This is a genomic window from Pseudomonas syringae pv. tomato str. DC3000, from assembly GCF_000007805.1.
In the GTDB taxonomy this organism is placed as follows: domain Bacteria; phylum Pseudomonadota; class Gammaproteobacteria; order Pseudomonadales; family Pseudomonadaceae; genus Aquipseudomonas; species Aquipseudomonas avellanae.
In genome coordinates, this window is the sequence record NC_004578.1 from 695,612 (window position 1) to 718,503 (window position 22,892).

Here is a 22,892-nt window from a genome sequence, read left to right on the forward strand (position 1 = left end):
TACGCCAAATGTTGCAACCAAAGCGTACGAAGTTCCGCAAGCAGATGACCGGCCACAACCGTGGTCTGGCACTGCGCGGTAGCAAAGTCAGCTTCGGCGAGTTCGCGCTGAAGTCTGTTGCTCGTGGTCGTCTCACCGCTCGTCAGATCGAGTCAGCGCGTCGTGCTCTGACCCGTCACGTTAAACGTGGCGGCAAGATCTGGATCCGTGTGTTCCCGGACAAGCCTGTTACCAAGAAGCCCCTCGAAGTTCGGATGGGTAAAGGTAAGGGTAACGTGGAGTACTGGGTTGCCCAGATTCAGCCAGGCAAAGTCCTGTATGAAATCGAGGGTGTTACTGAAGAGCTGGCGCGTGAGGCTTTCGCCCTGGCTGCTGCAAAGCTGCCGCTCGCCACCTCCTTTGTTAAGCGGACGGTGATGTGATGAAAGCGAATGAACTTCGTGAAAAATCAGCACAGCAGCTGAACGAGCAACTGCTCGGCCTGCTGCGCGACCAGTTCAATCTGCGTATGCAGAAAGCAACTGGCCAGTTGGGGCAGTCTCATCTGCTCTCGCAAGTTAAGCGTGACATCGCTCGCGTGAAAACTGTGCTCAACCAGCAGGCAGGTAAGTAATCATGGCTGAAGCCGAAAAAACTGTCCGTACGCTGACTGGCCGTGTTGTCAGCGACAAGATGGACAAGACCATCACCGTTCTGATCGAGCGTCGCGTAAAGCACCCGATCTACGGTAAATACGTTAAGCGTTCGACTAAGCTGCACGCGCACGACGAAACCAACCAGTGCCATATCGGCGACAAGGTCACTATTCGTGAAACTCGTCCGGTAGCCAAGACCAAGTCTTGGGCGTTGGTTGATATCCTCGAACGCGCTGTGGAAGTCTAAGGACTAGGGGTCGGAGAAATTATATGATTCAGACTCAATCCATGCTCGATGTGGCCGATAACAGCGGCGCACGCCGCGTTATGTGCATCAAGGTGCTGGGTGGCTCCCATCGTCGTTACGCTGGTATCGGTGACATCATCAAAGTGACCGTCAAGGAAGCAATTCCGCGCGGCAAGGTGAAAAAAGGCCAAGTGATGACTGCAGTCGTAGTCCGCACTCGCCATGGTGTCCGTCGTGCTGACGGCTCCATCATCCGCTTCGATGGCAACGCTGCTGTTCTTCTGAACAACAAGCAAGAGCCGATCGGTACCCGTATCTTTGGGCCAGTGACCCGTGAACTTCGTACTGAGAAGTTCATGAAGATTGTCTCGCTCGCCCCAGAAGTGCTCTAAGGAGATCCGACATGCAAAAGATTCGTCGTGACGACGAGATCATCGTGATCGCCGGTAAAGACAAAGGTAAGCGCGGTAAGGTGCTCAAGGTTCTCGCTGACGACCGTCTGGTCGTTGGTGGGATCAACCTGGTGAAGCGTCATACCAAGCCAAACCCGATGTCGGGCGTACAGGGCGGTATCGTCGAGAAAGAAGCGCCATTGCACGCTTCTAACGTCGCTATTTTCAACGGCGCAACCAACAAGGCAGACCGCGTTGGTTTCAAAGTTGAAGATGGCAAGAAAATTCGTGTCTTCAAGTCGACCCAAAAAGCGGTTGATGCTTGAACACTGCTAGGTAGAAGACCATGGCACGACTAAAAGAGATTTATCGGAAGGAAATCGCTCCGAAGCTTAAGGAAGAACTTAAGCTTGGGAACGTGATGGAAGTTCCGCGCGTTACCAAAATCACCCTGAACATGGGTCTGGGCGAGGCGATCGGTGACAAAAAAGTCATCGAGAACGCTGTTGCTGACCTGGAAAAGATCACCGGTCAAAAAGTCGTTGTGACTTACGCTCGGAAATCCATCGCTGGCTTTAAAGTCCGTGAAGGTTGGCCGATCGGCGTCAAAGTGACTCTGCGCCGCGATCGTATGTATGAGTTCCTGGATCGTCTGCTGTCGATCTCCCTGCCTCGGGTTCGCGACTTCCGCGGCCTGAATGCCAAGTCCTTCGATGGTCGTGGTAACTACAGCATGGGCGTAAAAGAGCAGATCATTTTCCCGGAAATCGATTACGACAAGATCGATGCTCTCCGCGGTCTGGACATTACCCTGACCACCACTGCCAAGAACGATGATGAAGGTCGCGCATTGCTGCGTGCTTTCAAATTCCCGTTCCGCAACTGATTGGAGTAGGAAAATGGCCAAGAAGAGCATGAAAAACCGTGAGTTGAAGCGTCAGCTCACCGTTGCCAAGTACGCCAAGAAGCGTGCAGAGCTGAAAGCTATCATCGTTGATCTGAACGCAAGTCCAGAAGCGCGTTGGGAAGCTACCGTAGCTCTGCAGAAGCAACCACGTGACGCAAGCGCTGCGCGCATGCGTAACCGTTGCCGTATCACTGGTCGTCCGCACGGCGTCTACCGCAAGTTCGGCCTCGGCCGTAACAAGCTGCGTGAAGCAGCTATGCGTGGCGACGTTCCAGGTCTGGTTAAAGCCAGCTGGTAAGGCGACACCTCTCGCTTCGTCCCGCCGGTTGCGCAAGTCATCGGTCGGGATGGCGCCTGAATTTGAATCAAGCCCCTTTTGGGGCTTGATTCATTTCCGGGGTAGGACTAGAATTGCCGGCTCGCCTGAGCCCGTGTTTTCACTTGCCCGGAAGTTCTCGGCGATCAAGCTGTAGCCGCAAGGCTAATTATTTTGTTTTAGGAGCGTCTAGCCCATGAGTATGCAGGACCCGTTAGCGGACATGCTAACTCGTATCCGTAATGCCCAGATGGCTGAAAAGCCCGTCGTCAGCATGCCATCTTCCACGTTGAAGGTTGCTGTAGCAAAAGTCCTGAAGGACGAAGGCTACATTGCGGGTTATCAGATCAGCAGCGAAGTTAAATCCTCGCTGTCCATCGAGCTTAAGTACTTCGAAGGCCGTCCGGTCATCGAAGAGGTTAAGCGCGTCAGCCGCCCAGGCTTGCGTCAGTACAAGTCCTCCGATGATCTGCCGAAAGTTCGTGGCGGTCTTGGTGTGTCTATCGTCTCCACCAGTAAAGGTGTGATGACGGATCGTGCTGCGCGCGCTGCCGGTGTCGGTGGCGAAGTGCTTTGCACTGTGTTCTAAGGGGGGATAAGCATGTCACGCGTAGCTAAGAACCCCGTTAAGCTGCCATCAGGCGTCGAAGTCAAACTCGTCGGCCAGCAGCTTTCGGTGAAGGGTGCCAAGGGCACTCTAGAACTGATTATCCATTCGTCTGTTGAGATTGTTGAAGAAGCTGGTGAGCTGCGTTTCGCTGCTCGCAATGGCGATCAACAAACCCGCGCAATGGCAGGCACCACTCGTGCACTGGTTAACAACATGGTCCAGGGCGTAAGCCAAGGCTTTGAGCGCAAGCTCCAGCTGGTCGGTGTTGGTTACAAGGCGCAAGCAAAAGGCACGGTCCTGAACCTTGCACTTGGCTTTTCGCACCCGGTGGACTATGAATTGCCGAATGGCATCACCGCTGAGACCCCCAGCCAGACCGATATCCTGATTCGCGGTATCGATAAGCAGTTGGTTGGTCAAGTGGCCGCTGAGATCCGCGACTTCCGCCGTCCTGAGCCTTACAAAGGCAAAGGTGTGCGTTACGCGGACGAAGTCGTCCGCCGTAAAGAAGCCAAGAAGAAGTAGGGCATAGCAAATGACCGTCAAAAAAGTTACCCGACTGCGTCGCGCTCGCAAAGCACGCCTGAAAATGCACGAGCTGGAAGTCGTGCGTCTCTGCGTGCACCGCTCTTCGCAGCACATTTATGCCCAGGTCATCTCGGCCGACGGCAGCAAAGTTCTGGCAAGCGCCTCTACTTTGGACAAAGAACTGCGTGATGGCGCCACTGGCAACATCGACGCGGCCACTAAGGTTGGCAAGCTGGTCGCCGAGCGCGCGAAAGCCGCGGGTGTATCGCAAGTCGCTTTCGACCGTTCTGGCTTCAAGTACCACGGCCGTGTCAAAGCGCTGGCTGATGCTGCTCGTGAAGGCGGGCTGGAGTTCTAAGTTATGTCAAATCACGACCAAAAACGCGACGAAGGCTACATCGAAAAACTGGTTCAAGTTAACCGCGTTGCCAAAACCGTAAAAGGCGGCCGTATCTTCACTTTCACTGCGTTGACCGTGGTGGGTGATGGTAAAGGGCGCGTTGGCTTCGGCCGTGGCAAGTCACGTGAAGTGCCTGCTGCAATCCAGAAAGCGATGGAAGCTGCTCGCCGCAACATGATTCAGGTTGACCTGAACGGCACTACATTGCAGTACGCAATGAAGTCTGCTCATGGCGCCTCGAAGGTGTACATGCAGCCTGCTTCTGAAGGTACCGGTATCATCGCTGGCGGCGCAATGCGCGCAGTGCTGGAAGTTGCTGGTGTTCAGAACGTATTGGCCAAGTGCTACGGTTCGACTAACCCTGTAAACGTGGTTCACGCCACTTTCAAGGGTTTGAAAGGCATGCAGTCTCCTGAGTCGATCGCTGCCAAGCGTGGCAAGCGTGTTGAGGAGATCATCTGATCATGGCTACCGTTAAAGTAACGCTGATCAAAAGCATGACCGGCCGCATCCCTAATCACAGATTGTGCATTAAGGGTTTGGGTCTGCGTCGCATCGGTCACACTGTAGAAGTCCTGGATACTCCCGAAAATCGCGGGATGATCAACAAGGCTTACTACATGCTGCGAGTCGAGGGTTAATCGATGAAACTCAATGATCTGAGTCCAGCGCCGGGTTCCCGTCGCGAAAAGCATCGTCCGGGCCGTGGTATCGGTAGCGGTTTGGGCAAGACCGGTGGCCGTGGCCACAAAGGTCAAAGCTCCCGCTCCGGTGGCACTATTGCTCCGGGCTTTGAGGGCGGCCAACAGCCGCTGCATCGTCGCCTGCCAAAATTCGGTTTCGTTTCCCTGAAGGCCATGGATCGCGCAGAAGTGCGTCTGTCCGAGCTGGCTAAAGTGGAAGGCGACATCGTAACTGTGCAGTCCCTGAAAGATGCCAACGTGATTAACCAGAACGTACAGCGTGTGAAAATCATGCTGTCGGGCGAAGTTACTCGCGCTGTCACTATCAAGGGTATCGCCGCCACCAAAGGTGCGCGTGCGGCTATCGAAGCAGCTGGCGGCAAGTTCGAGGAATAAATGGCTAAGCAAGGTGCTCTCTCTGCGCTCGGCAAAGGCGGTATGTCTGAACTCTGGGCTCGTCTGCGTTTTCTGTTCCTGGCGATTATCGTCTACCGAATAGGCGCACACATCCCGGTTCCAGGTATCAACCCGGACCGACTCGCAGAACTGTTTCGACAGAATGAGGGGACCATTCTTAGCTTGTTCAACATGTTTTCCGGCGGTGCGCTGGAGCGGATGAGCATATTTGCACTGGGGATCATGCCGTACATTTCGGCGTCGATCATCATGCAGTTGATGACAGCCGTCAGCCCACAGCTGGAGCAGTTGAAGAAGGAAGGTGAGGCTGGCCGTCGCAAGATAAGCCAGTACACCCGCTACGGCACTGTGGTTCTGGCTCTGGTTCAAGCTATCGGCATGTCCGTTGGCCTGGCGAGTCAGGGCGTCGCGTTTTCTGGGGACCTTGGTTTCCACTTTGTGGCCGTAACTACCTTCGTGGCAGGTGCGATGTTCATGATGTGGCTAGGCGAGCAGATCACCGAGCGCGGTGTCGGCAACGGTATCTCGATGTTGATCTTCGCAGGTATCGTGGCTGGTCTTCCGAGAGCGATAGGGCAGTCTTTCGAGTCTGCCCGTCAGGGTGATATCAACATTTTCGCCCTGGTTGCAATCGGTTTGCTGGCAGTAGCGATCATCGGTTTTGTGGTGTTCATTGAGCGTGGTCAGCGTCGAATAGCCGTTCACTATGCCAAGCGTCAGCAGGGCCGCAAGGTCTTCGCTGCGCAGACAAGCCACCTACCGTTGAAAGTGAACATGGCTGGCGTAATTCCGGCCATTTTCGCGAGCAGCATTTTGCTGTTCCCGGCTTCGTTGGGGTCCTGGTTCGGTCAGTCTGAAGGTCTGGGCTGGTTGCAGGACATCTCGCAGTCGATCGCTCCTGGTCAGCCGTTGAATATTCTGCTGTTTAGTGCAGGGATTATTTTCTTCTGCTTCTTCTATACGGCGTTGATGTTCAATCCGAAAGACGTAGCGGAAAACCTGAAGAAGTCCGGTGCCTTTATTCCGGGTATCCGTCCAGGCGAGCAGTCGGCGCGCTACATTGATGGCGTTCTGACTCGTTTGACCATGTTCGGTGCTCTATATATGACGGCCGTGTGTCTGCTTCCCCAGTTTCTGGTGGTCGCGGCAAACGTACCGTTCTACCTTGGCGGGACCTCGTTGCTGATCGTGGTCGTGGTTGTGATGGACTTTATGTCGCAAGTGCAATCTCACCTCGTTTCGCACCAGTACGAATCCCTGATGAAGAAAGCCAACCTGAAGGGCTACGGTGGCAGCGGCGGTATGCTGCGCTGAAGCACCCCTAAGGTTCGAGGAGTTGGTGATGAAAGTTCGTGCATCGGTGAAAAAGCTGTGCCGTAACTGCAAGATTATTCGCCGCGAAGGTGTTGTTCGAGTAATTTGCAGCGCGGAACCACGTCATAAGCAGCGCCAAGGCTGATTGTGATTTGTGCTTAAGCCCAGCAGCTAGTGCGCTGCTGGGTTGATTATTTGTTACTACAGCGATATTATCTCGCGCCCTATTTCTTGGCTTCCGGGGCGTAGGTAGCTGTCAATTGGAGTCCCACTGAATGGCCCGTATTGCAGGCGTTAACATTCCAGATAACAAGCATACTGTTATCTCGCTGACCTACATCTATGGTGTTGGTCGCACCACCGCACAGAAAATTTGTGCAACCACCGGGGTCAACCCGGCGGTGAAAATCAAAGATCTGAGCGACGAGCAGATTGAACAGCTGCGTGGCGAAGTGGCGAAGTTCACCACTGAAGGTGACCTGCGTCGCGAAATCAACATGAAAATCAAGCGCTTGATGGACCTGGGCTGCTACCGCGGTCTGCGTCATCGTCGTGGTCTTCCAGTGCGCGGTCAGCGTACCAAGACCAACGCGCGTACTCGCAAAGGTCCGCGTAAGCCGATCCGCAAGTAATCGCTCCAGCGCAACGACAGGAATCTAGTCATGGCAAAACCTGCTGCTCGTCCTCGTAAAAAAGTTAAAAAGACAGTGGTTGATGGCATCGCCCACATCCACGCGTCGTTTAACAACACAATCGTCACCATTACCGATCGTCAAGGTAACGCTCTTTCGTGGGCTACCTCCGGCGGTTCGGGTTTCCGTGGTTCGCGCAAATCCACCCCGTTCGCTGCTCAAGTAGCTGCTGAACGTGCTGGCCAAGCTGCGCTGGAGTACGGTCTGAAGAACCTCGACGTCAATGTCAAGGGTCCAGGCCCAGGTCGTGAATCCGCTGTCCGTGCATTGAACGGCTGTGGCTATAAGATCGCCAGCATCACCGACGTGACGCCAATCCCGCACAACGGGTGCCGTCCGCCGAAGAAGCGCCGCGTGTAATCCAGGAGACTGTAAGAAATGGCTCGTTACATTGGTCCAAAATGCAAACTTGCTCGTCGTGAAGGCACCGATCTCTTTTTGAAGAGCGGCGTTCGCGCTATCGAATCCAAGTGCAACATCGAAGCAGCTCCAGGCATCCACGGCCAACGCCGCGGTCGCCAGTCCGATTACGGTACCCAGCTGCGTGAAAAGCAAAAAGTCCGTCGTATCTACGGCGTTCTCGAGCGTCAGTTCAGCGGCTACTACAAAGAAGCCGCCGGCAAGAAAGGTGCAACAGGCGAGAACCTGCTGCAACTGCTCGAATGCCGTCTGGACAACGTTGTATACCGCATGGGCTTCGGCTCGACGCGTGCCGAATCCCGTCAATTGGTTTCGCACAAGTCGGTTAGCGTAAACGGCAAAACCGTTAACGTTCCTTCTTATCAGGTTCGTGCTGGCGACGTTGTTGCTATCCGCGAAAAGGCTAAGAATCAGCTGCGTATTGTCCAGGCTCTCGATCTGTGTGCCCAACGTGGCCGCGTAGAATGGGTAGAAGTAGACACTGAGAAGAAATCGGGCGTTTTCAAGAACGTACCAGCTCGCAGTGATCTATCCGCCGACATCAACGAAAGCCTGATTGTCGAGCTCTACTCCAAGTAAGGGCTAGAAAATAGGTGCATCCATGCAGATTTCGGTAAATGAGTTCCTGACACCCCGCCACATTGATGTGCAGGTTGTCAGTCCAACCCGCGCCAAAATCACTCTCGAGCCTCTCGAGCGTGGTTTCGGCCATACCCTGGGCAACGCGCTTCGCCGCATTTTGTTGTCCTCCATGCCCGGCTGTGCAGTAGTCGAGGCCGAGATTGACGGTGTACTCCATGAGTACAGCGCCATCGAAGGTGTACAGGAAGACGTCATTGAAATCCTGTTGAACCTTAAAGGTCTGGCTATCAAGCTGCACGGTCGAGACGAAGTTACGCTGACCTTGTCGAAGAAGGGTTCGGGGGTGGTTACCGCTGCCGATATTCAGCTGGATCATGATGTCGAGATCGTTAACCCCGATCACGTAATCGCTAACCTGGCGTCTAACGGCGTCTTGAACATGAAGCTCACCGTAGCTCGTGGTCGTGGTTATGAGCCGGCAGACTCGCGTCAAAGCGATGAAGACGAAAGCCGCAGCATTGGTCGCTTGCAGCTTGACTCTTCGTTCAGCCCGGTCCGCCGTATCGCATACGTGGTGGAAAACGCCCGTGTCGAGCAGCGCACTAACCTGGACAAGCTGGTTATTGATCTGGAAACCAACGGTACTCTGGACCCGGAAGAGGCTATCCGTCGCGCTGCAACCATCCTGCAACAGCAGTTGGCTGCGTTCGTGGACCTCAAAGGCGACAGCGAACCAGTGGTAATCGAACAGGAAGACGAGATCGATCCGATCCTGCTTCGTCCGGTTGACGATTTGGAACTGACCGTGCGTTCGGCCAACTGCCTTAAGGCGGAGAACATCTACTACATCGGTGACCTGATTCAGCGCACCGAAGTAGAGTTGTTGAAGACTCCGAACCTGGGCAAGAAATCCTTGACCGAGATCAAGGACGTTCTGGCTTCGCGTGGTCTGTCCCTCGGCATGCGCCTCGACAACTGGCCGCCGGCAAGTCTTAAGAAGGACGACAAGGCTACGGCCTGATCGTCGTAATCACCGAACGCGAGTTTGGTAAGGAATGAACCATGCGTCATCGTAAAAGTGGACGTCACCTGAGCCGTACCAGCTCTCACCGTAAAGCCATGTTTCAAAACATGGCGGTGTCGCTGTTCGAGCACGAGCTGATCAAAACTACCCTGCCGAAAGCCAAGGAACTGCGCCGCGTTGCCGAGCCGCTGATCACCCTGGCCAAGGAAGACAGTGTTGCTAACCGTCGTCTGGCTTTCGACCGTACTCGTTCGAAAGAAATCGTCGGCAAGCTGTTCAACGATCTGGGCAAACGCTATGCAACCCGTCAGGGCGGCTATCTGCGTATCCTCAAGTGCGGTTTCCGCACTGGCGACAACGCGCCAATGGCGTACGTCGAGTTGGTTGATCGTCCTGTCGGTGGCTCTGTAGAAGCTGCTGAATAAGACATCAGTTTGAACAGAAGACCGGGCCTTGTGCCCGGTTTTTTGTTATCTGCGTTTTAGAAACCCGAATGTCAGTGTCAATCATCCGTATTGCCATTCTCGGATTGAGTCGAAGTGAGAAACAGAACCGACCTCATTTAGCCGGTTTTTCGCTTCTTTACAGCGTAATTTCGCCGCTTTTCGTCGGTTTATTGCGCTTTTCCGAGTGACCTTGCGCGACGCTTGGTTCAAACTACGTTCTTTGAAGCAGGAGTCAGGTGCGATGCAAGGCCACCCGGAAGTAATCGATTATCTCAACACGTTGCTCACGGGCGAATTGGCGGCTCGTGACCAATATTTCGTTCACTCGCGCATGTACGAAGACTGGGGCTTTTCCAAGCTCTACGAGCGTATCAATCATGAGATGGAAGAAGAGGCTCAACATGCTGACGCTCTGATGCGCCGCATTCTGATGCTGGAAGGCACGCCACGCATGCGACCGGATGATCTGGATGTCGGCACCACGGTGCCTGAGATGCTCGCCAGCGATCTGCGTCTGGAATACAAGGTACGTGCCGCACTGTGCAAGGGCATCGCGCTCTGTGAGCTGCACGGCGACTACGTGACCCGTGAAATTCTCCGCGTGCAGTTGGCCGATACAGAGGAAGATCACACTTACTGGCTTGAGCAGCAGATGGGTCTGATTAAATCCATCGGTCTGCAGAATTACCTGCAATCGCAGTTCTGATTCAGCGTCCATAAAAAAGCTCCTGCACAGATGTGACAGGAGCTTTTTTGTATCCGGGCCCGACCGAAGCCTGACCCGTTTTCATTACGCCGGTTAAGCCCTGTCTCTGATCAACAGAGGCTTGAGGTAATGCCCGGTATACGACTGCTCCATCTCGGCGACCTGCTCAGGTGTGCCGGTCGCAATGATCTGCCCGCCTCTTGAGCCGCCTTCCGGCCCCAGGTCCACCAACCAGTCTGCCGTCTTGATGACATCCAGATTGTGCTCGATTACCACCACCGTGTTGCCATGGTCGCGCAGGCGATGCAGGACATCCAGCAACTGTTGAATATCGGCAAAGTGCAGGCCGGTAGTCGGTTCGTCGAGGATATAAAGCGTCTTGCCAGTGTCGCGCTTGGACAGCTCACGCGACAGCTTGACGCGCTGAGCTTCACCGCCCGACAGGGTGGTCGCCGATTGACCCAGCTTGATATAGGAAAGCCCTACGTCCATCAGGGTTTGCAGCTTGCGCGCCAGTGCAGGGACGGCGTCGAAGAACTCGCGCGCTTCTTCGATGGTCATCTCAAGCACTTCGTGGACGTTCTTGCCCTTGTATTTGATCTCAAGGGTTTCACGGTTGTAGCGCTTGCTCTTGCACACATCGCACGGCACATAGATGTCCGGCAGAAAGTGCATCTCGACCTTGATCAAGCCATCGCCCTGACACGCTTCGCAACGACCGCCCTTGACGTTGAACGAGAACCGTCCCGGGCCATAGCCCCGCGAGCGCGATTCCGGCACACCGGCAAACAGTTCGCGAATCGGCGTGAACAGCCCGGTATAAGTCGCCGGGTTGGAGCGTGGCGTACGACCGATAGGGCTCTGATCGATGTCCACGACCTTGTCCAGATGCTGCAGGCCGTTGATGCTGTCGTGAGCGGCAGCCTCAAGCGTCGTTGCGCCGTTGAGCGCCGTAGCACTCAGCGGGAACAGCGTGTTGTTGATCAGCGTCGACTTGCCCGAACCGGAAACGCCCGTCACACAGGTCAGCAGGCCAATCGGAATGTCGAGGTTGACGTTCTGCAGGTTGTTGCCACGCGCACCCTTGAGTGTCAACGACAGCTTCTTGTTGCGGGGCGTGCGCTTGGCGGGTACGGCGATCTTCACACGTCCCGACAGGTATTTGCCGGTCAGTGAGTCAGGGTGCGCCATCACCTCGTCCGGCGTGCCTTCGGCAACGATATGCCCGCCGTGCACGCCAGCGCCAGGGCCGATATCGACCACGTAGTCGGCGAGACGAATCGCATCTTCATCATGCTCGACCACAATCACCGTGTTGCCGATGTCGCGCAGGTGCTTGAGCGTGCCCAGCAAACGGTCGTTGTCGCGCTGATGCAGGCCAATAGACGGCTCATCGAGGATGTACATCACTCCGACCAGGCCCGCACCGATCTGACTGGCCAGACGAATGCGCTGCGCTTCACCGCCAGACAGCGTGTCTGCGCTGCGATCCAGGGTCAGGTAGTCCAGACCGACGTTTACCAGAAACTGCAAACGCTCGCGGATCTCTTTGAGAATCTTGTCGGCAATTTCGCCGCGTCGGCCGGTCAGCTTCAGCGTTTCAAAATAATGCGTGGCGTCGCCAATCGGCAGATTGGTCACCGCAGGCAAGGTCTTTTCACCCACCCACACATGACGTGCCTCGCGACGCAGGCGAGTGCCGCGGCAGTCAGGGCAGGGCTGTGTACCGAGAAACTTGGCCAGCTCCTCGCGCACGGTCGCTGATTCGGTTTCCCGATAGCGACGTTCCAGATTCGGCACGATGCCTTCGAACGGGTGCGCACGTTTGACGATATCGCCGCGATCATTCAGATAGCGGAAGTCGACACTCTGCGAGCCGCTGCCATTAAGCAGAACCTTCTGCATGTCGGCCGGGATTTCTTTGAACGGCACTTCCAGGCTGAAACCGTAGTGCTTGGACAGCGAGCCGAGCATCTGGAAATAATAGACGTTACGCCTGTCCCAGCCGCGTATCGCGCCTTCAGCCAGCGTCAGCTCGGCGTTGACCAGCCGCTTGATATCAAAGAACTGCTTCACGCCCAGACCGTCGCAGGTCGGGCATGCGCCAGCCGGGTTGTTAAAGGAGAACAGCTTGGGTTCAAGCTCGCTGATCGCGTGGCCACAGATCGGGCAGGCGAAGCGGGCGGAGAAAATTACTTCTTCGCCTGGCTCGTCGTCCATCGGTGCGACCAGCGCAATGCCGTCTGCCAGCTTCAATGCCGTCTCGAAAGACTCGGCCAGACGCTGCTGCAGGTCGGCGCGAACCTTGAAGCGGTCCACTACCACGTCAATGGAGTGCTTCTTCTGCTTGTCCAGCTTCGGCAGTTCATCCAGCTCACACAGCCGACCGTTAACCCGCGCCCGCACAAAACCCTGCGCACGCAGCTCTTCGAATACCGAAAGGTGTTCACCCTTGCGCTCGCGAATAACCGGCGCCAGCAGCATCAGTTTGCTGCCTTCGGGTTGAGTCAGCACCAGGTCAACCATCTGGCTGACGGTCTGGGCTTCCAGCGGAATATCGTGATCCGGGCAGCGAGGCTGTCCGACCCGCGCATATAAAAGACGCAGGTAATCGTAAATCTCGGTAATCGTGCCCACGGTCGAGCGCGGGTTGTGCGACGTGGATTTCTGCTCGATGGAAATGGCCGGCGACAGACCTTCGATCGTATCGACGTCCGGCTTCTCCATCATCGACAGAAACTGTCGTGCATAGGCAGACAGCGACTCGACGTAACGGCGTTGCCCTTCGGCATACAGCGTATCGAAAGCCAGCGAAGACTTGCCTGAGCCGGAGAGCCCGGTGATAACGATCAGTTTGTTGCGGGGAAGTGTCAGGTCAATATTTTTCAGGTTGTGGGTTCGTGCCCCACGTATCAGGATCTTGTCCACTGCGGCCTCGCTTGGCGGGCATAAACGACGGAGTATACGGCTCCGAGCCATCACGCGGCAAAGCGTCGCGTATGTGCTGTACAACGATGGGACTGGTAGAATCGCCGCCGGTTCACACGAGGTTATTCCATGCACGATACCCACAGCGAGCGTATGAGTGGCGGCGAGACCCGCGCAGCAGGCGGTCTGGCCCTGGTGTTCGCGTTCCGCATGCTTGGCATGTTCATGGTTTTGCCGGTTCTGGCAACCTATGGCATGGACCTGGCGGGCGCGAGTCCTGCACTGATTGGTCTGGCGATCGGCGCGTATGGCCTGACGCAGGCCGTACTGCAAATCCCGTTCGGGATTCTTTCCGACCGGATCGGCCGGCGACCGATTATTTATTTCGGGCTGATCATCTTCGCGCTCGGCAGCGTAGTGGCCGCCAATGCCGACTCGATCTGGGGAATTATCGGCGGACGCGTCCTGCAAGGCGCGGGGGCTATCTCTGCCGCTGTGATGGCCTTGCTCTCTGACCTGACCCGCGAACAGCACCGCACCAAGGCAATGGCCATGATCGGCATGACCATCGGTCTGTCGTTCGCTGTCGCCATGGTCGTTGGCCCGGTCATCACCGGCGCGTTCGGGCTGTCGGGGTTGTTTCTGGCAACCGGAGGCATGGCGTTGCTGGGCATGCTGATCGTCGCGTTCGTGGTGCCCAAGGCCAACGGTCCGCTGGTGCACCGCGAATCCGGCGTCGCCAAACAGGCATTAGGCGCGACGTTGCGTCACCCGGACCTGCTGCGCCTGGATTTGGGTATCTTCGTGTTGCATGCCATGCTCATGTCCAGCTTCGTGGCCTTGCCGCTGGCGCTGGTCGAAAAAGCCGGTTTGCCCAAGGAAGAGCACTGGTGGGTCTACCTGACCGCCTTGCTGGTTTCCTTCTTCGCGATGATCCCGTTCATCATCTATGGCGAGAAGAAACGTCAAATGAAGCGCGTTCTGCTCGGCGCCGTGTTTGTTCTGATGCTGTCTGAGCTATTCTTCTGGGCATACGGCGATACGTTGCGGGCACTGGTCATCGGGACAGTGGTATTCTTCACTGCGTTCAACCTGCTGGAAGCGTCCTTGCCGTCGCTGATCAGCAAAGTTTCACCGGCGGGCGGAAAAGGCACCGCGATGGGAGTTTATTCCACCAGCCAGTTTCTTGGTTCGGCCGCAGGTGGGATACTGGGCGGCTGGTTGTTCCAGCACGGTGGGCTTGATGTGGTGTTCCTTGGCGGTGCAGCCATGGCCGCCGTCTGGCTCGCCTTCGCAGTGACCATGCGAGAACCGCCTTACGTGACCAGCCTACGTCTGCCGTTGTCGCCGCAGGCGCAGCGTGAAGCAGGCCTGGCGGAGCGTTTGATGTCCGTAGCAGGCGTGACAGATGCAGTGGTGGTTGCCGAAGAGGCAGCCATCTACATAAAACTCGACACAAAATTATTGGATCGCGCCTCTCTCGAGAAGCTGGTCAACCCAGCATCAGAAGCGTGCGAAGCCTAGGAGAACGTTATGGCCCGTGGGGTTAACAAAGTCATATTGGTCGGTACATGCGGCCAGGATCCCGAAGTTCGCTACTTGCCTAACGGTAACGCCGTGACCAACCTGAGTCTGGCAACCAGCGAACAATGGACTGACAAGCAGAGCGGCCAGAAGGTCGAGAAGACCGAGTGGCACCGTGTTTCGATGTTCGGCAAGGTTGCCGAAATCGCCGGCGAATACCTGCGCAAGGGTTCGCAGGTCTACATCGAAGGCAAGCTGCAGACCCGCGAATGGGAAAAAGACGGCATCAAGCGCTACACCACTGAAATCGTCGTCGACATGCAAGGCACCATGCAACTGCTGGGCGGCCGTCCACAGGGCGACGCTCAACAAGGTCAGGGCGGTGGCGGCAACTACAACCAGTCCGCGCCTCGTCCACAGCAGTCGCGCCCACAGCAATCCGCGCCGCAGCAATCTGCCCCTCAGCAGAACTACAACCAGCAACCGCCACAACAGCGCGATTCGCGCCCGGCGCCGCAACAACAAGCGCCGCAGCCTGCTGCTGACTTTGACAGCTTTGATGACGATATTCCGTTCTAAGCCAAAAACGTAAAAACCCTCATCAGGTCAGTATTCGTCATCACCTGATCATCGCTTTACGTGTTTGAAACCAAGCCCTCTGCGCCGTAAAGCCAGAGGGTTTTTTTCGAGATGAGTAAACCGGTCAGGAATCCAGCCTATCTGGAGGCGGCGTGTTCGTAAACGATGGCAAGCCCGTTTGACCCTGAGCATACAAGATCGCGTAATTGGCCTGCTTACTGATGCGTATCCACATTCTCAGCCGGATAAAACTCGCCCTCGCTGCCCATCTTCTCCAACCGCTCGCGCACAATCACCTCGACGCTGGCCACTGCCGCCTGATCGTCAGGGTCGACCAGCTGCAAGCACAGGCGCCGGACATTCTGATCGTGGGTGCCCTCGCTGAGCATGTCGTGGGTGAAGATTTGCTCGCCACGCCACAGGCACAACTCAGTGTGAGTACCACCGAGCCATATCTCGTTGATTGATCTGAGGTCAGTGGTGGCCAGTTGGTCTATGGTGATCGTCTTGTCCATTGCGCTGTACCTTTTAAGTGAGTCGATGCAGGTCTGACGTGCGGGGGCAGCGGGTCGTTCCCGGCGTCGGCTGGTCATCAGCGTCAACGGTGCCAAACCAAGGCTATGGGACAAGACGCTGACGTCGGAGTTTTTTATAGTGGTCACACTATCGAATGCTTTAGTCCAAACAAGTATTTCTCGATAAAAAGCTATAGGTCTAGTCTTCGCGTCAGCTCTACATTGGCATGGAGCGAAGGAGCTGACATGGACTCGTTGGAAAGCATTGCTGCCACGCCGGCAGCATTTCAATCACCATAAGTTTTCGGGCACTGAGGCTGATCTGGAGGAGCGTACGCTGTCCAAAGGCACGCCGTGGGGTGTCCTGCGATTTTTCATGATCTGCGACCTGATGCTTTCAACCTCAGTGATGATCGCGCGCGAAGCCGGGTGGAAAAACAAGGTCAGGCTTCTGCTGACGGGCGCCAGGGCTTATATTCTGCTTACCGTGTTGAGCTGGAGTATATGGTATGTTTTTCTTGTGTTTCATACCGCGGATTACTTCAATGGCGCGCCGGGGTTCTATGCCGAAACTCATGGGCTAAGTGCGTGGGTGGCTTTAATGAATACGCTGGTCGTCGTGCTCATTGCCCCCAATGTACTGAGAAGCTTTTGTCTCCACTTCATTACTTCAAATATTCATTATTATGGTGATGTCGACCCTAAAAACTTTATCACTCAGACACAGGTCTTGAATAACCCATGGTTCTGGCCGTTGCAGTTGTTTTGCGCCAATTTCGGCTCGACTCACGGGATTCATCACTTTGTCGTCGGCGAACCTTTTTATGTCCGACAGATCACCGCGAGACACGCGCATCAGGCGATGCGCGAAATGGGCGTCAGGTTCAATGATGTTGCTTCGTTCTTTCGTGCGAACCGCTGAGGCGTTGTAGAAACCCCATGATGCGGTTCTCACTAGGTTCGATGCTCAGCGAGGGGCTCGATAAAGCATTTTTCTTTATCGAGCCTTGGCTGTACGAATGTCTGCAGACGTTAGCTGGACTGATGTGCGTTCTAGCCGATCACCCCGCAAAAATCCCCATCAACTCCTCACGCCCGACCATCACTGTCATGGACCCTTGCTTCTGCTCGCCCTCGATTTCACACAACAACCCCGCCTCACGACAAATCACCGCACCCGCAGCGATGTCCCACAGGCTGGTGAATTTCTCCATGTACCCATCCGTTTGCCCCAGTGCAGCGAAGGCCAGGCCGATGGTGGCGCAGCGATAGCCGGCGAGGCCCCAGCCTTGCTGGCGCAAGGTCAGTTGTAGCTGCCCCAGCTCTTCGGCGTCCCAACGTGTGTTTTCACCAATGCCGGCAATGCGCAGGTACTCTGGCGGTTGCGGGCGCACGAAGGGGATGCCATTGCGCAGCAAGCCATCGCCGGTACGGGCGGCCAGTGTGTAGCCCAGGGCCGGGTAGGCGACGACGCCTATTTCAGGCACGCCTGCCGACATGTAAGCGACGGCGATGCCCCACAGTGGTGTGCCGCGCAGATAGTTTCCGGTGCCGTCGATGGGGTCGATGACCCAGCCGTCGGTGATAAATTCACCGCCCAATTCTTCGCCAAGGATTGCATCGTCGGGGAAGTGTTTGCCCAGTTCTGCACGAAGCAGTTGTTCGACTTCAAAGTCGGCGCGGGAGACCAGGTCTTGCGCGCTTTTGGTGGTGATGTCGAGGGTGTGGCGGTCGTTGAAATACGCCATAGCCAGGCCAGTGGCCTTTTCTACGGCTTGCATGGCGACGCTGAGTCGGTTGTTCATTGCAGGCAGCCTCCGTTTGGCAGGTTCAACAGGTCCGGGTAATCGCTGAGAATCGATTGCGCGCCGTGTTCAAGCAGGTAGCGTGCGCGTTTCGGGCTGTTGATGGTAGCCACGGCGAATTCGACGCCGCTGCTTTTCAGGCGAACAAGGTGATGGTCATCGAGCATATCGTCAAGTACGTGAAGTATTCGGCAGTCATATTCGGCCAGCAGTGCGACCGGGTCAGCAGGGGCCACCACCGAGGCGATGGCCAGTGGTACGTCGGCCCATAACCGGCGAGCGGCAGTGAGGGAGCGCACTGAAAAACTGGAAACGAATAGCTGATCATTGTCGGCAGGCCAAAGGCTTTTGAGGATCGGCATGACCACCTCCGCCGTCTCGACGTCGTCGCCAATCGTCGGCTTGAGTTCGACCTGCAGGCCGAGCTCGAGGCGTAACGCACAGGCCACTATTTCTTCAAATGTCGGGACCTGCAGGCCAGTGAACTCCGCTGCGAACCAGCCGCCGGCGTCCAGCGTGCGGATGGCGCTCAGATCATGAAGCACGACAGCGCCGCGCCCGTTGGTGGTGCGGTCGAGCATGTCGTCATGAATCACCACAGGCTGGCCGTCACGGGTCAGTTTCACATCGATCTCGACCCACTTCGCGCCGCACTCGGCAGCTTTCTCAAGGGCCAGCAAAGTGTTTTCCGGCACGTAAGCCTTGGCGCCGCGATGGGCAATCAGAGACGAGCGGACGAGGGGAGCAGATTTGGGCATGGCGGGTCACTTGGCGGTGTGTGAGAAGGAAACGAGCAGGCGTTGGCCGCTCTCCATATCGAACAGCAGGGGCGTGGGATTGATCGCCAGCCGCACCTGGGTGCCGGGCGTCAGGTGGTGCCGGTCGGCGAGGCTGACCACGCAGCGTGTGCCGGCCAATTTGCAATACAGCAGGCTGTGGCTGCCGAGATTTTCCGAAGACTCCACCACGGCAGTCACGCCGTTCTGATCCAGCGTGAAGGTCTCGGGTCGCACCCCCATCAGCCATTTGCCTGTCCGGATGGCGCCGATACCGAGCTTTATGGGCAGGCGTTGCCCATCTGCGAGCATCAGCACGTTGTCTTCCAGACAGGTTACGGGCAGCAGGTTCATCGGCGGGGTGCCGATGAAGCGGGCGACGAATGTGCTGGCGGGTTGATCATAGATGTCGGCGGGCGTACCGATCTGCTCGACACGGCCCTGGTTGAGAATCACCACCCGCTCGGCGAGCGTCATGGCTTCGGTCTGATCGTGGGTGACATACAGAATGGTTGCGCCGGTCTGCTGGTGCAGGCTGCGAATCAACAGGCGCATTTCATGGCGTAATGCGCTGTCCAGGTTGCACAGCGGCTCATCGAACAGCAGCACCGGCGGTTTGCGAATCAACGCCCGGCCGATGGCGACGCGCTGGCGCTGACCACCGGACAGCTCGCCGGGCTTGCGTTGCAGCAGGTCCTCCAGCCCCAGCGAGCTGGCGCATTCCCGTACGCGCTGCTCGCGCTGTTTGCGCGAAACACCGGCCAGCTTGAGCGCATAGCCAATGTTGTCGGCCACGCTCATGTGCGGGTAGAGCGCATAGTTTTGAAACACCATTGCGCAGCCACGTTCCTTGGGCGGCAGACGTGTGACGTCGCGGCCGCCCATCAGAATCTGCCCTTGGCTGACGTCCTCCAGCCCGGCGACCATGCGCAACAGTGTGGACTTGCCACACCCCGACGGGCCGAGGATGACGTTCCGTTCGCCAGCCTTGAAGGTCAGGTCCAGGCCATGAAGGATGTGCCCGGTGCCATACGTTTTGTGCAGCCCTTTGGTGACAATCTGCGGCGCACAGGTAATGGGGGCGAGCGCGTTCATTTACCGACTCCGATCAGGCCTTTGACGAACCATCGCTGCATGAGCGCAATGACGAGGATAGGGGGCAGCATGCTGACCACTGCAGCGGCCATCAGCAGGTTCCATTCAGGGATTTGACTTGCATCGGTCGGCAGAAAGCTGGCGACGCCCAGCACCAGCGTGCGCATGTCCTCGCGGTTGGTCGCCACCAGCGGCCACAGGTAGTCTTTCCAGGCGCCGATAAACACCAGCGTGCCCAGCGCAGCGAAGTTGGTCTTCGACAGCGGCAGCAGAATGTCGATGAAAAAGCGCCACGGCCCGGCGCCATCCATTCGCGCGGCCTCGACCAGTTCGGCGGGCAGGGTCTGGTAGAACTGCCGAAACAGAAAAGTACCGGTGGCCGAAGCGATCAGGGGCAGGGCGAGGCCGGTGTAGCTGTCGAGCAGATTAATGGTCGGCACCGGCAGCCACTGGATGCCCAGCCATCGCAATACCGTGCGCAGCGGCCCGAGGAGATCACTGGCCACGGCATACGTGGGGATGATGCGCACCTCCAGCGGCAGCAACAGCGCGCCCAGTACAGCGAAGAAAATCACTGACGTGTAACGGCTGCGAAAGTACACCACCGCAAAGGCGGTCAAGGCCGAGAGCGCCAGTTTGCCGATCACCACCAGCGTGGCGACCAATAGGCTGTTGCCCAGCAAACGCAGCAAGTCCAGACGCCGGGTAACCTGCTGCAGGTTCTCCAGCAACTGGTCGCCGGGCACGACCGCAAGGCCGTAAGTGAACAGCTGCGAGTTACTGACGGTCGCCGAGCAGACCGCCATATACAGCGGCCCCAACGCGAACACCAGACCCAGCGTCAGCAGTAAGTAGGCAACTGCATCGAGCAGCCGACTGTGCCTGATCATGTTTTCACCCCACGGCGTTTGAAGCGCGACATGAGCTTGAACTGTGCAACGCTCAACGCCACGACTGCCAACAGCATGAGCACGGAAAGTGTCGATGATCCGGCCAGGTCCAGCCCCATGAAACCGTCGGTGTAAATCTTGTAGGCCAACACGTTGGTGGTATCGCCCGGCCCGCCGTGAGTGAGGGTGTCGACCAGTCCGAAACTGTTGGACAGGCTTTCCAGCAGGTCGATGACGAACACGAACAGCAGATACGGCGCGATCAGTGGCAATTGAATATCGAGCATGCGGCGCAAGGGGCCTGCTCCATCCATTGCCGCAGCGGCGAGGTAATCGTCCGGCACCGACTTCAGGCTGGCGACCAGCATCACAAAGTTGAACGGCACCAGGCACCAGGCATACGCCGCGATCAACAGCAGCATACTTTGCACGGGGATGGCGTAGGGCGCCCAGGTACCGGGGGCGATCGCGTTGAGCCAGGCAAAAATGCCCATCACCGGATTGGCCAGCACGTGAAAGACAATGCCGATGGTCGCGCCCGATACTGCGTAGGGCCAGATCAGCAGGTTGCGAAACACCGCGTTGCCACGCAACCTCAGCTCAAGGCACAGCGCAAGCACCAACGCGATAAGGATCGAAAGCATCACGCTCGACAGGCTGAACACCAGCGTCGAGCCCAGCGATGCGAGCACGCCGGGGTCTTTCAGTACCCGCCAATAATTGCTCAAGCCGACAAAGATTTCGTGACTGCCAAAGGGGGGCACCAGATGAAACGACCACCAGAGTGCCTGGAGCGCAGGCCAATAGAAAAACAGCCCGAGCGCGAGCAACTGCGGCAGCGCGAACAGCAGCGCCAAACGCGGTTGCGGAAAATGCGCACCCGCCTTCATGGCGTTACCTCGCTCGAGTGGAGATTCTTGTCGGAGAGAGCTTGCTCGCCAAAGCGATCGTCCGCGCGCCCAATTTCCGAGGGCTGTACGGGCCTCTTCGCGAGCAAGCGAAGCGTCGCAGGATGTGTGTCTAGAGCTGAGTTGCTGGCCTGAGCCTGGTGCATCTGTTGAAACAGGCTGAGCAGATCGTTGGCGCGCATCGTTGTCTGGCGCAGTGCGTTATCAACGCTTTGACGGCCTGCGAGCGCATTTTCCATTTCCTGCGACCAGATCAAGCGCATCAGCGTGATAAAGCCGCAGCGCAACGGAGCAGAGGGCTCCCCGTCGATATCGTTGAGTGCGGCGAGCCCGACCGCCACCGCCGAGGGCTTCTTTGTGCTGGATTGCAATCGCGCAGCCGCAGCCTGAGTGACCGGCAGGTAACCCGTCCGTGCGCTGAACATCAACTGGTTATCCGGTTGCAGTACGAACGCCAGAAATTCCGAAACCACTCGATAATCGTGCACAGAATGCCCGCGCATCACCCACAGCGAAGAGCCGCCGGGGACGTTGGCGCGGCGCTGGGTTTGAGCGTAGATCGGCAGTGCGCTCACCTCGATATCAGACTCCAGATCACCGTGCATGAGATTCCAGCTGCCTGTTGAATCCAGCAGCATGGCGCAGTCGCCGGTGGCAAACGCCAGACCCTGCTGGCCGCTGCGGGTCGAGTCCTGGTGCCGCACAAGGCCTTCGGCGGTCCACCGCGCAAGGTCGGTCATCAGGCGCACGTGCGTGCCTTTGTCGAACTGATAATGGTCAGTGCCTGCGGCGCGGATCGCGACGTGCGTGCCTTGTGCGGCACTGGTCTGTTCCAGCCAGATCCACGGGGAAAACTCAGTTACGACAGGACACGTGTGGCCACTTCTCTTCAAGGCCCGCAAGGCAGTATCGAAAGCTTCCCAAGTGGCAGGCGGTTCACTGATACCCGCTGCAGCCAGCGCTTTTCGGTGCGTGTAAAACACCGCTGTCGAGGCCGCAAAGGGTTGGGCCGCTAGCGTGCCGTGATCATCAGAGTAATAGCGCCGCAATGCGGGTAGAAACGCGTCATCTGAATAGGCTCGTTGATGATCGGCCATCACCGTATCGACCGCATGCGTAGCGCCACCCAGCAGCATGTCCGGCGTGGCGACGTCATAAATCTCGACCAGTGCCGGGCCTATGCCGGCGCGATAGGCGGCGGCGGTTTTCTGCAACGTCTGCTCATAAGTGCCTTGGCGAATGCAGTGCAGGCGATCGCCTTCCTCACGTTGCGCATTGAAGCTTCTGCACACGTCTGCGATGGCGCTCGCCGCCGCACCGCTGTGGCTGTACCAGAACTCGGCGGGTGCGGCGAGCGCCTGAGTGGCAAGCGGCAGCAGTGCCAGTACGGAAAAAATTCTACTGATGAAAGGCATGGGAGCACTCACAAGAACTGACTGCCATTTAATACAGCTTGTGTGTAGTATTTGTGACCTGCTCGATTTTTATTAAATTTTCATGATTGAAGTGCGCAATTGGCGACGAGCGATAAACTGCTCCACACGCCGACTGTT

32 protein-coding genes are annotated in these 22,892 nt (G+C 57.0%); 24 read left to right on the forward strand and 8 right to left on the reverse strand.

What is annotated here, in order from left to right:
* The first annotated feature begins 8 nt into the window (after window positions 1-8).
* The 21 genes from rplP to bfr all read left to right on the forward strand — a co-directional run bounded on the left by rplP (window position 9) and on the right by bfr (window position 10,319).
* Window positions 9-422, forward strand: coding sequence for a 50S ribosomal protein L16 (gene rplP, locus PSPTO_RS03350; RefSeq protein WP_002555482.1), 414 nt, complete (start codon window positions 9-11; stop codon window positions 420-422).
* Window positions 422-613, forward strand: a complete 192-nt coding sequence (rpmC, locus tag PSPTO_RS03355; RefSeq protein WP_002555481.1) for a 50S ribosomal protein L29 — start codon at window positions 422-424, stop codon at window positions 611-613. The genes rplP and rpmC overlap by 1 nt, the downstream gene beginning before the upstream one ends.
* A 2-nt stretch (window positions 614-615) precedes the next feature.
* Window positions 616-882 (forward strand): 30S ribosomal protein S17, encoded by a 267-nt coding sequence (rpsQ, locus tag PSPTO_RS03360; protein ID WP_002555480.1) that lies wholly within the window; start codon window positions 616-618, stop codon window positions 880-882.
* A gap of 23 nt (window positions 883-905) precedes the next feature.
* Window positions 906-1,274: a 50S ribosomal protein L14 gene (gene rplN, locus PSPTO_RS03365; protein WP_002555479.1), complete on the forward strand. Its 369-nt coding sequence runs from the start codon at window positions 906-908 to the stop codon at window positions 1,272-1,274.
* 11 nt (window positions 1,275-1,285) lie between these two features.
* Window positions 1,286-1,600 carry a 50S ribosomal protein L24 gene (rplX, locus tag PSPTO_RS03370; protein WP_002555478.1) on the forward strand — a complete coding sequence of 105 codons (315 nt, stop codon included), beginning with the start codon at window positions 1,286-1,288 and terminating at the stop codon, window positions 1,598-1,600.
* Between the two features lie 20 nt (window positions 1,601-1,620).
* Window positions 1,621-2,160: a 50S ribosomal protein L5 gene (rplE, locus tag PSPTO_RS03375; protein WP_005768935.1), complete on the forward strand. Its 540-nt coding sequence runs from the start codon at window positions 1,621-1,623 to the stop codon at window positions 2,158-2,160.
* Window positions 2,161-2,173: 13 nt separating this feature from the next.
* Window positions 2,174-2,479, forward strand: coding sequence for a 30S ribosomal protein S14 (gene rpsN / locus PSPTO_RS03380; protein ID WP_002555476.1), 306 nt, complete (start codon window positions 2,174-2,176; stop codon window positions 2,477-2,479).
* 214 nt (window positions 2,480-2,693) lie between these two features.
* Window positions 2,694-3,086: a 30S ribosomal protein S8 gene (gene rpsH / locus PSPTO_RS03385; RefSeq protein WP_002555475.1), complete on the forward strand. Its 393-nt coding sequence runs from the start codon at window positions 2,694-2,696 to the stop codon at window positions 3,084-3,086.
* Window positions 3,087-3,098: 12 nt separating this feature from the next.
* On the forward strand, window positions 3,099-3,632 hold the full coding sequence (gene rplF / locus PSPTO_RS03390; RefSeq protein ID WP_005768939.1) for a 50S ribosomal protein L6: 534 nt from the start codon (window positions 3,099-3,101) through the stop codon (window positions 3,630-3,632).
* Between the two features lie 10 nt (window positions 3,633-3,642).
* The gene (gene rplR, locus PSPTO_RS03395) at window positions 3,643-3,993 is read left to right on the forward strand and encodes a 50S ribosomal protein L18 (RefSeq protein ID WP_002555473.1); all 351 of its coding nucleotides are present in this window, start codon (window positions 3,643-3,645) and stop codon (window positions 3,991-3,993) included.
* 3 nt (window positions 3,994-3,996) lie between these two features.
* Window positions 3,997-4,497 (forward strand): 30S ribosomal protein S5, encoded by a 501-nt coding sequence (rpsE, locus tag PSPTO_RS03400; RefSeq protein WP_003317099.1) that lies wholly within the window; start codon window positions 3,997-3,999, stop codon window positions 4,495-4,497.
* Between the two features lie 2 nt (window positions 4,498-4,499).
* A complete protein-coding gene (gene rpmD / locus PSPTO_RS03405; RefSeq protein ID WP_002555471.1) occupies window positions 4,500-4,676 on the forward strand; it encodes a 50S ribosomal protein L30 in 177 nt (58 codons plus the stop codon).
* A gap of 3 nt (window positions 4,677-4,679) precedes the next feature.
* Window positions 4,680-5,114 carry a 50S ribosomal protein L15 gene (rplO, locus tag PSPTO_RS03410; protein WP_002555470.1) on the forward strand — a complete coding sequence of 145 codons (435 nt, stop codon included), beginning with the start codon at window positions 4,680-4,682 and terminating at the stop codon, window positions 5,112-5,114.
* Window positions 5,115-6,449: a preprotein translocase subunit SecY gene (gene secY, locus PSPTO_RS03415; protein ID WP_002555469.1), complete on the forward strand. Its 1,335-nt coding sequence runs from the start codon at window positions 5,115-5,117 to the stop codon at window positions 6,447-6,449. It abuts the gene before it with no gap.
* Window positions 6,450-6,477: 28 nt separating this feature from the next.
* The gene (gene rpmJ / locus PSPTO_RS03420) at window positions 6,478-6,594 is read left to right on the forward strand and encodes a 50S ribosomal protein L36 (RefSeq protein WP_002555468.1); all 117 of its coding nucleotides are present in this window, start codon (window positions 6,478-6,480) and stop codon (window positions 6,592-6,594) included.
* Window positions 6,595-6,724: 130 nt separating this feature from the next.
* Complete coding sequence (gene rpsM, locus PSPTO_RS03425) at window positions 6,725-7,081, forward strand: 30S ribosomal protein S13 (RefSeq protein WP_002555467.1); 357 nt, start codon at window positions 6,725-6,727, stop codon at window positions 7,079-7,081.
* 30 nt (window positions 7,082-7,111) lie between these two features.
* Window positions 7,112-7,501, forward strand: coding sequence for a 30S ribosomal protein S11 (gene rpsK, locus PSPTO_RS03430; RefSeq protein WP_002555466.1), 390 nt, complete (start codon window positions 7,112-7,114; stop codon window positions 7,499-7,501).
* A gap of 18 nt (window positions 7,502-7,519) precedes the next feature.
* Window positions 7,520-8,140 carry a 30S ribosomal protein S4 gene (gene rpsD, locus PSPTO_RS03435; protein WP_002555465.1) on the forward strand — a complete coding sequence of 207 codons (621 nt, stop codon included), beginning with the start codon at window positions 7,520-7,522 and terminating at the stop codon, window positions 8,138-8,140.
* A gap of 22 nt (window positions 8,141-8,162) precedes the next feature.
* Window positions 8,163-9,164, forward strand: coding sequence for a DNA-directed RNA polymerase subunit alpha (gene rpoA / locus PSPTO_RS03440; RefSeq protein ID WP_002555464.1), 1,002 nt, complete (start codon window positions 8,163-8,165; stop codon window positions 9,162-9,164).
* Window positions 9,165-9,205: 41 nt separating this feature from the next.
* Window positions 9,206-9,592, forward strand: coding sequence for a 50S ribosomal protein L17 (rplQ, locus tag PSPTO_RS03445; protein WP_004397026.1), 387 nt, complete (start codon window positions 9,206-9,208; stop codon window positions 9,590-9,592).
* Between the two features lie 262 nt (window positions 9,593-9,854).
* Window positions 9,855-10,319 (forward strand): bacterioferritin, encoded by a 465-nt coding sequence (bfr, locus tag PSPTO_RS03450; RefSeq protein ID WP_005614296.1) that lies wholly within the window; start codon window positions 9,855-9,857, stop codon window positions 10,317-10,319.
* A gap of 93 nt (window positions 10,320-10,412) precedes the next feature.
* Here bfr and uvrA read toward each other — a convergent pair whose 3' ends face one another.
* Complete coding sequence (gene uvrA / locus PSPTO_RS03455) at window positions 10,413-13,247, reverse strand: excinuclease ABC subunit UvrA (protein WP_005768946.1); 2,835 nt, start codon at window positions 13,245-13,247, stop codon at window positions 10,413-10,415.
* A gap of 129 nt (window positions 13,248-13,376) precedes the next feature.
* Between uvrA and PSPTO_RS03460 the strand changes: the two genes are divergently transcribed.
* Window positions 13,377-14,771, forward strand: a complete 1,395-nt coding sequence (locus PSPTO_RS03460; protein ID WP_005768949.1) for an MFS transporter — start codon at window positions 13,377-13,379, stop codon at window positions 14,769-14,771.
* A gap of 9 nt (window positions 14,772-14,780) precedes the next feature.
* On the forward strand, window positions 14,781-15,350 hold the full coding sequence (locus PSPTO_RS03465) for a single-stranded DNA-binding protein (protein WP_003426596.1): 570 nt from the start codon (window positions 14,781-14,783) through the stop codon (window positions 15,348-15,350).
* A 215-nt stretch (window positions 15,351-15,565) separates the two neighbouring features.
* Here the strand turns inward: PSPTO_RS03465 and PSPTO_RS03470 are convergent, their stop codons facing one another.
* A complete protein-coding gene (locus PSPTO_RS03470; protein ID WP_010205374.1) occupies window positions 15,566-15,865 on the reverse strand; it encodes a hypothetical protein in 300 nt (99 codons plus the stop codon).
* A gap of 265 nt (window positions 15,866-16,130) precedes the next feature.
* Here PSPTO_RS03470 and PSPTO_RS03475 point away from each other — a divergent pair, with 265 nt between their 5' ends.
* Window positions 16,131-16,787: a hypothetical protein gene (locus PSPTO_RS03475; protein WP_005768953.1), complete on the forward strand. Its 657-nt coding sequence runs from the start codon at window positions 16,131-16,133 to the stop codon at window positions 16,785-16,787.
* Between the two features lie 139 nt (window positions 16,788-16,926).
* Here the strand turns inward: PSPTO_RS03475 and PSPTO_RS03480 are convergent, their stop codons facing one another.
* The 6 genes from PSPTO_RS03480 to PSPTO_RS03505 are packed head-to-tail and all read right to left on the reverse strand — an operon-like array spanning window position 16,927 to window position 22,754.
* Complete coding sequence (locus PSPTO_RS03480; protein ID WP_011103224.1) at window positions 16,927-17,670, reverse strand: inositol monophosphatase family protein; 744 nt, start codon at window positions 17,668-17,670, stop codon at window positions 16,927-16,929.
* A complete protein-coding gene (locus tag PSPTO_RS03485) occupies window positions 17,667-18,428 on the reverse strand; it encodes a glycerophosphoryl diester phosphodiesterase (protein ID WP_005768957.1) in 762 nt (253 codons plus the stop codon). Before PSPTO_RS03485 ends, PSPTO_RS03480 begins: the two co-directional genes overlap by 4 nt.
* A 6-nt stretch (window positions 18,429-18,434) precedes the next feature.
* Window positions 18,435-19,541, reverse strand: coding sequence for an ABC transporter ATP-binding protein (locus PSPTO_RS03490; protein ID WP_005768959.1), 1,107 nt, complete (start codon window positions 19,539-19,541; stop codon window positions 18,435-18,437).
* Window positions 19,538-20,431, reverse strand: a complete 894-nt coding sequence (locus PSPTO_RS03495; RefSeq protein ID WP_005768960.1) for an ABC transporter permease subunit — start codon at window positions 20,429-20,431, stop codon at window positions 19,538-19,540. Before PSPTO_RS03495 ends, PSPTO_RS03490 begins: the two co-directional genes overlap by 4 nt.
* Window positions 20,428-21,321, reverse strand: coding sequence for a carbohydrate ABC transporter permease (locus tag PSPTO_RS03500; protein ID WP_005768962.1), 894 nt, complete (start codon window positions 21,319-21,321; stop codon window positions 20,428-20,430). The genes PSPTO_RS03495 and PSPTO_RS03500 overlap by 4 nt, the downstream gene beginning before the upstream one ends.
* Entirely contained in the window at window positions 21,318-22,754 is a 1,437-nt protein-coding gene (locus PSPTO_RS03505; RefSeq protein WP_011103225.1) for an extracellular solute-binding protein, read from the reverse strand. Before PSPTO_RS03505 ends, PSPTO_RS03500 begins: the two co-directional genes overlap by 4 nt.
* Between the last annotated feature and the right edge of the window lie 138 nt (window positions 22,755-22,892).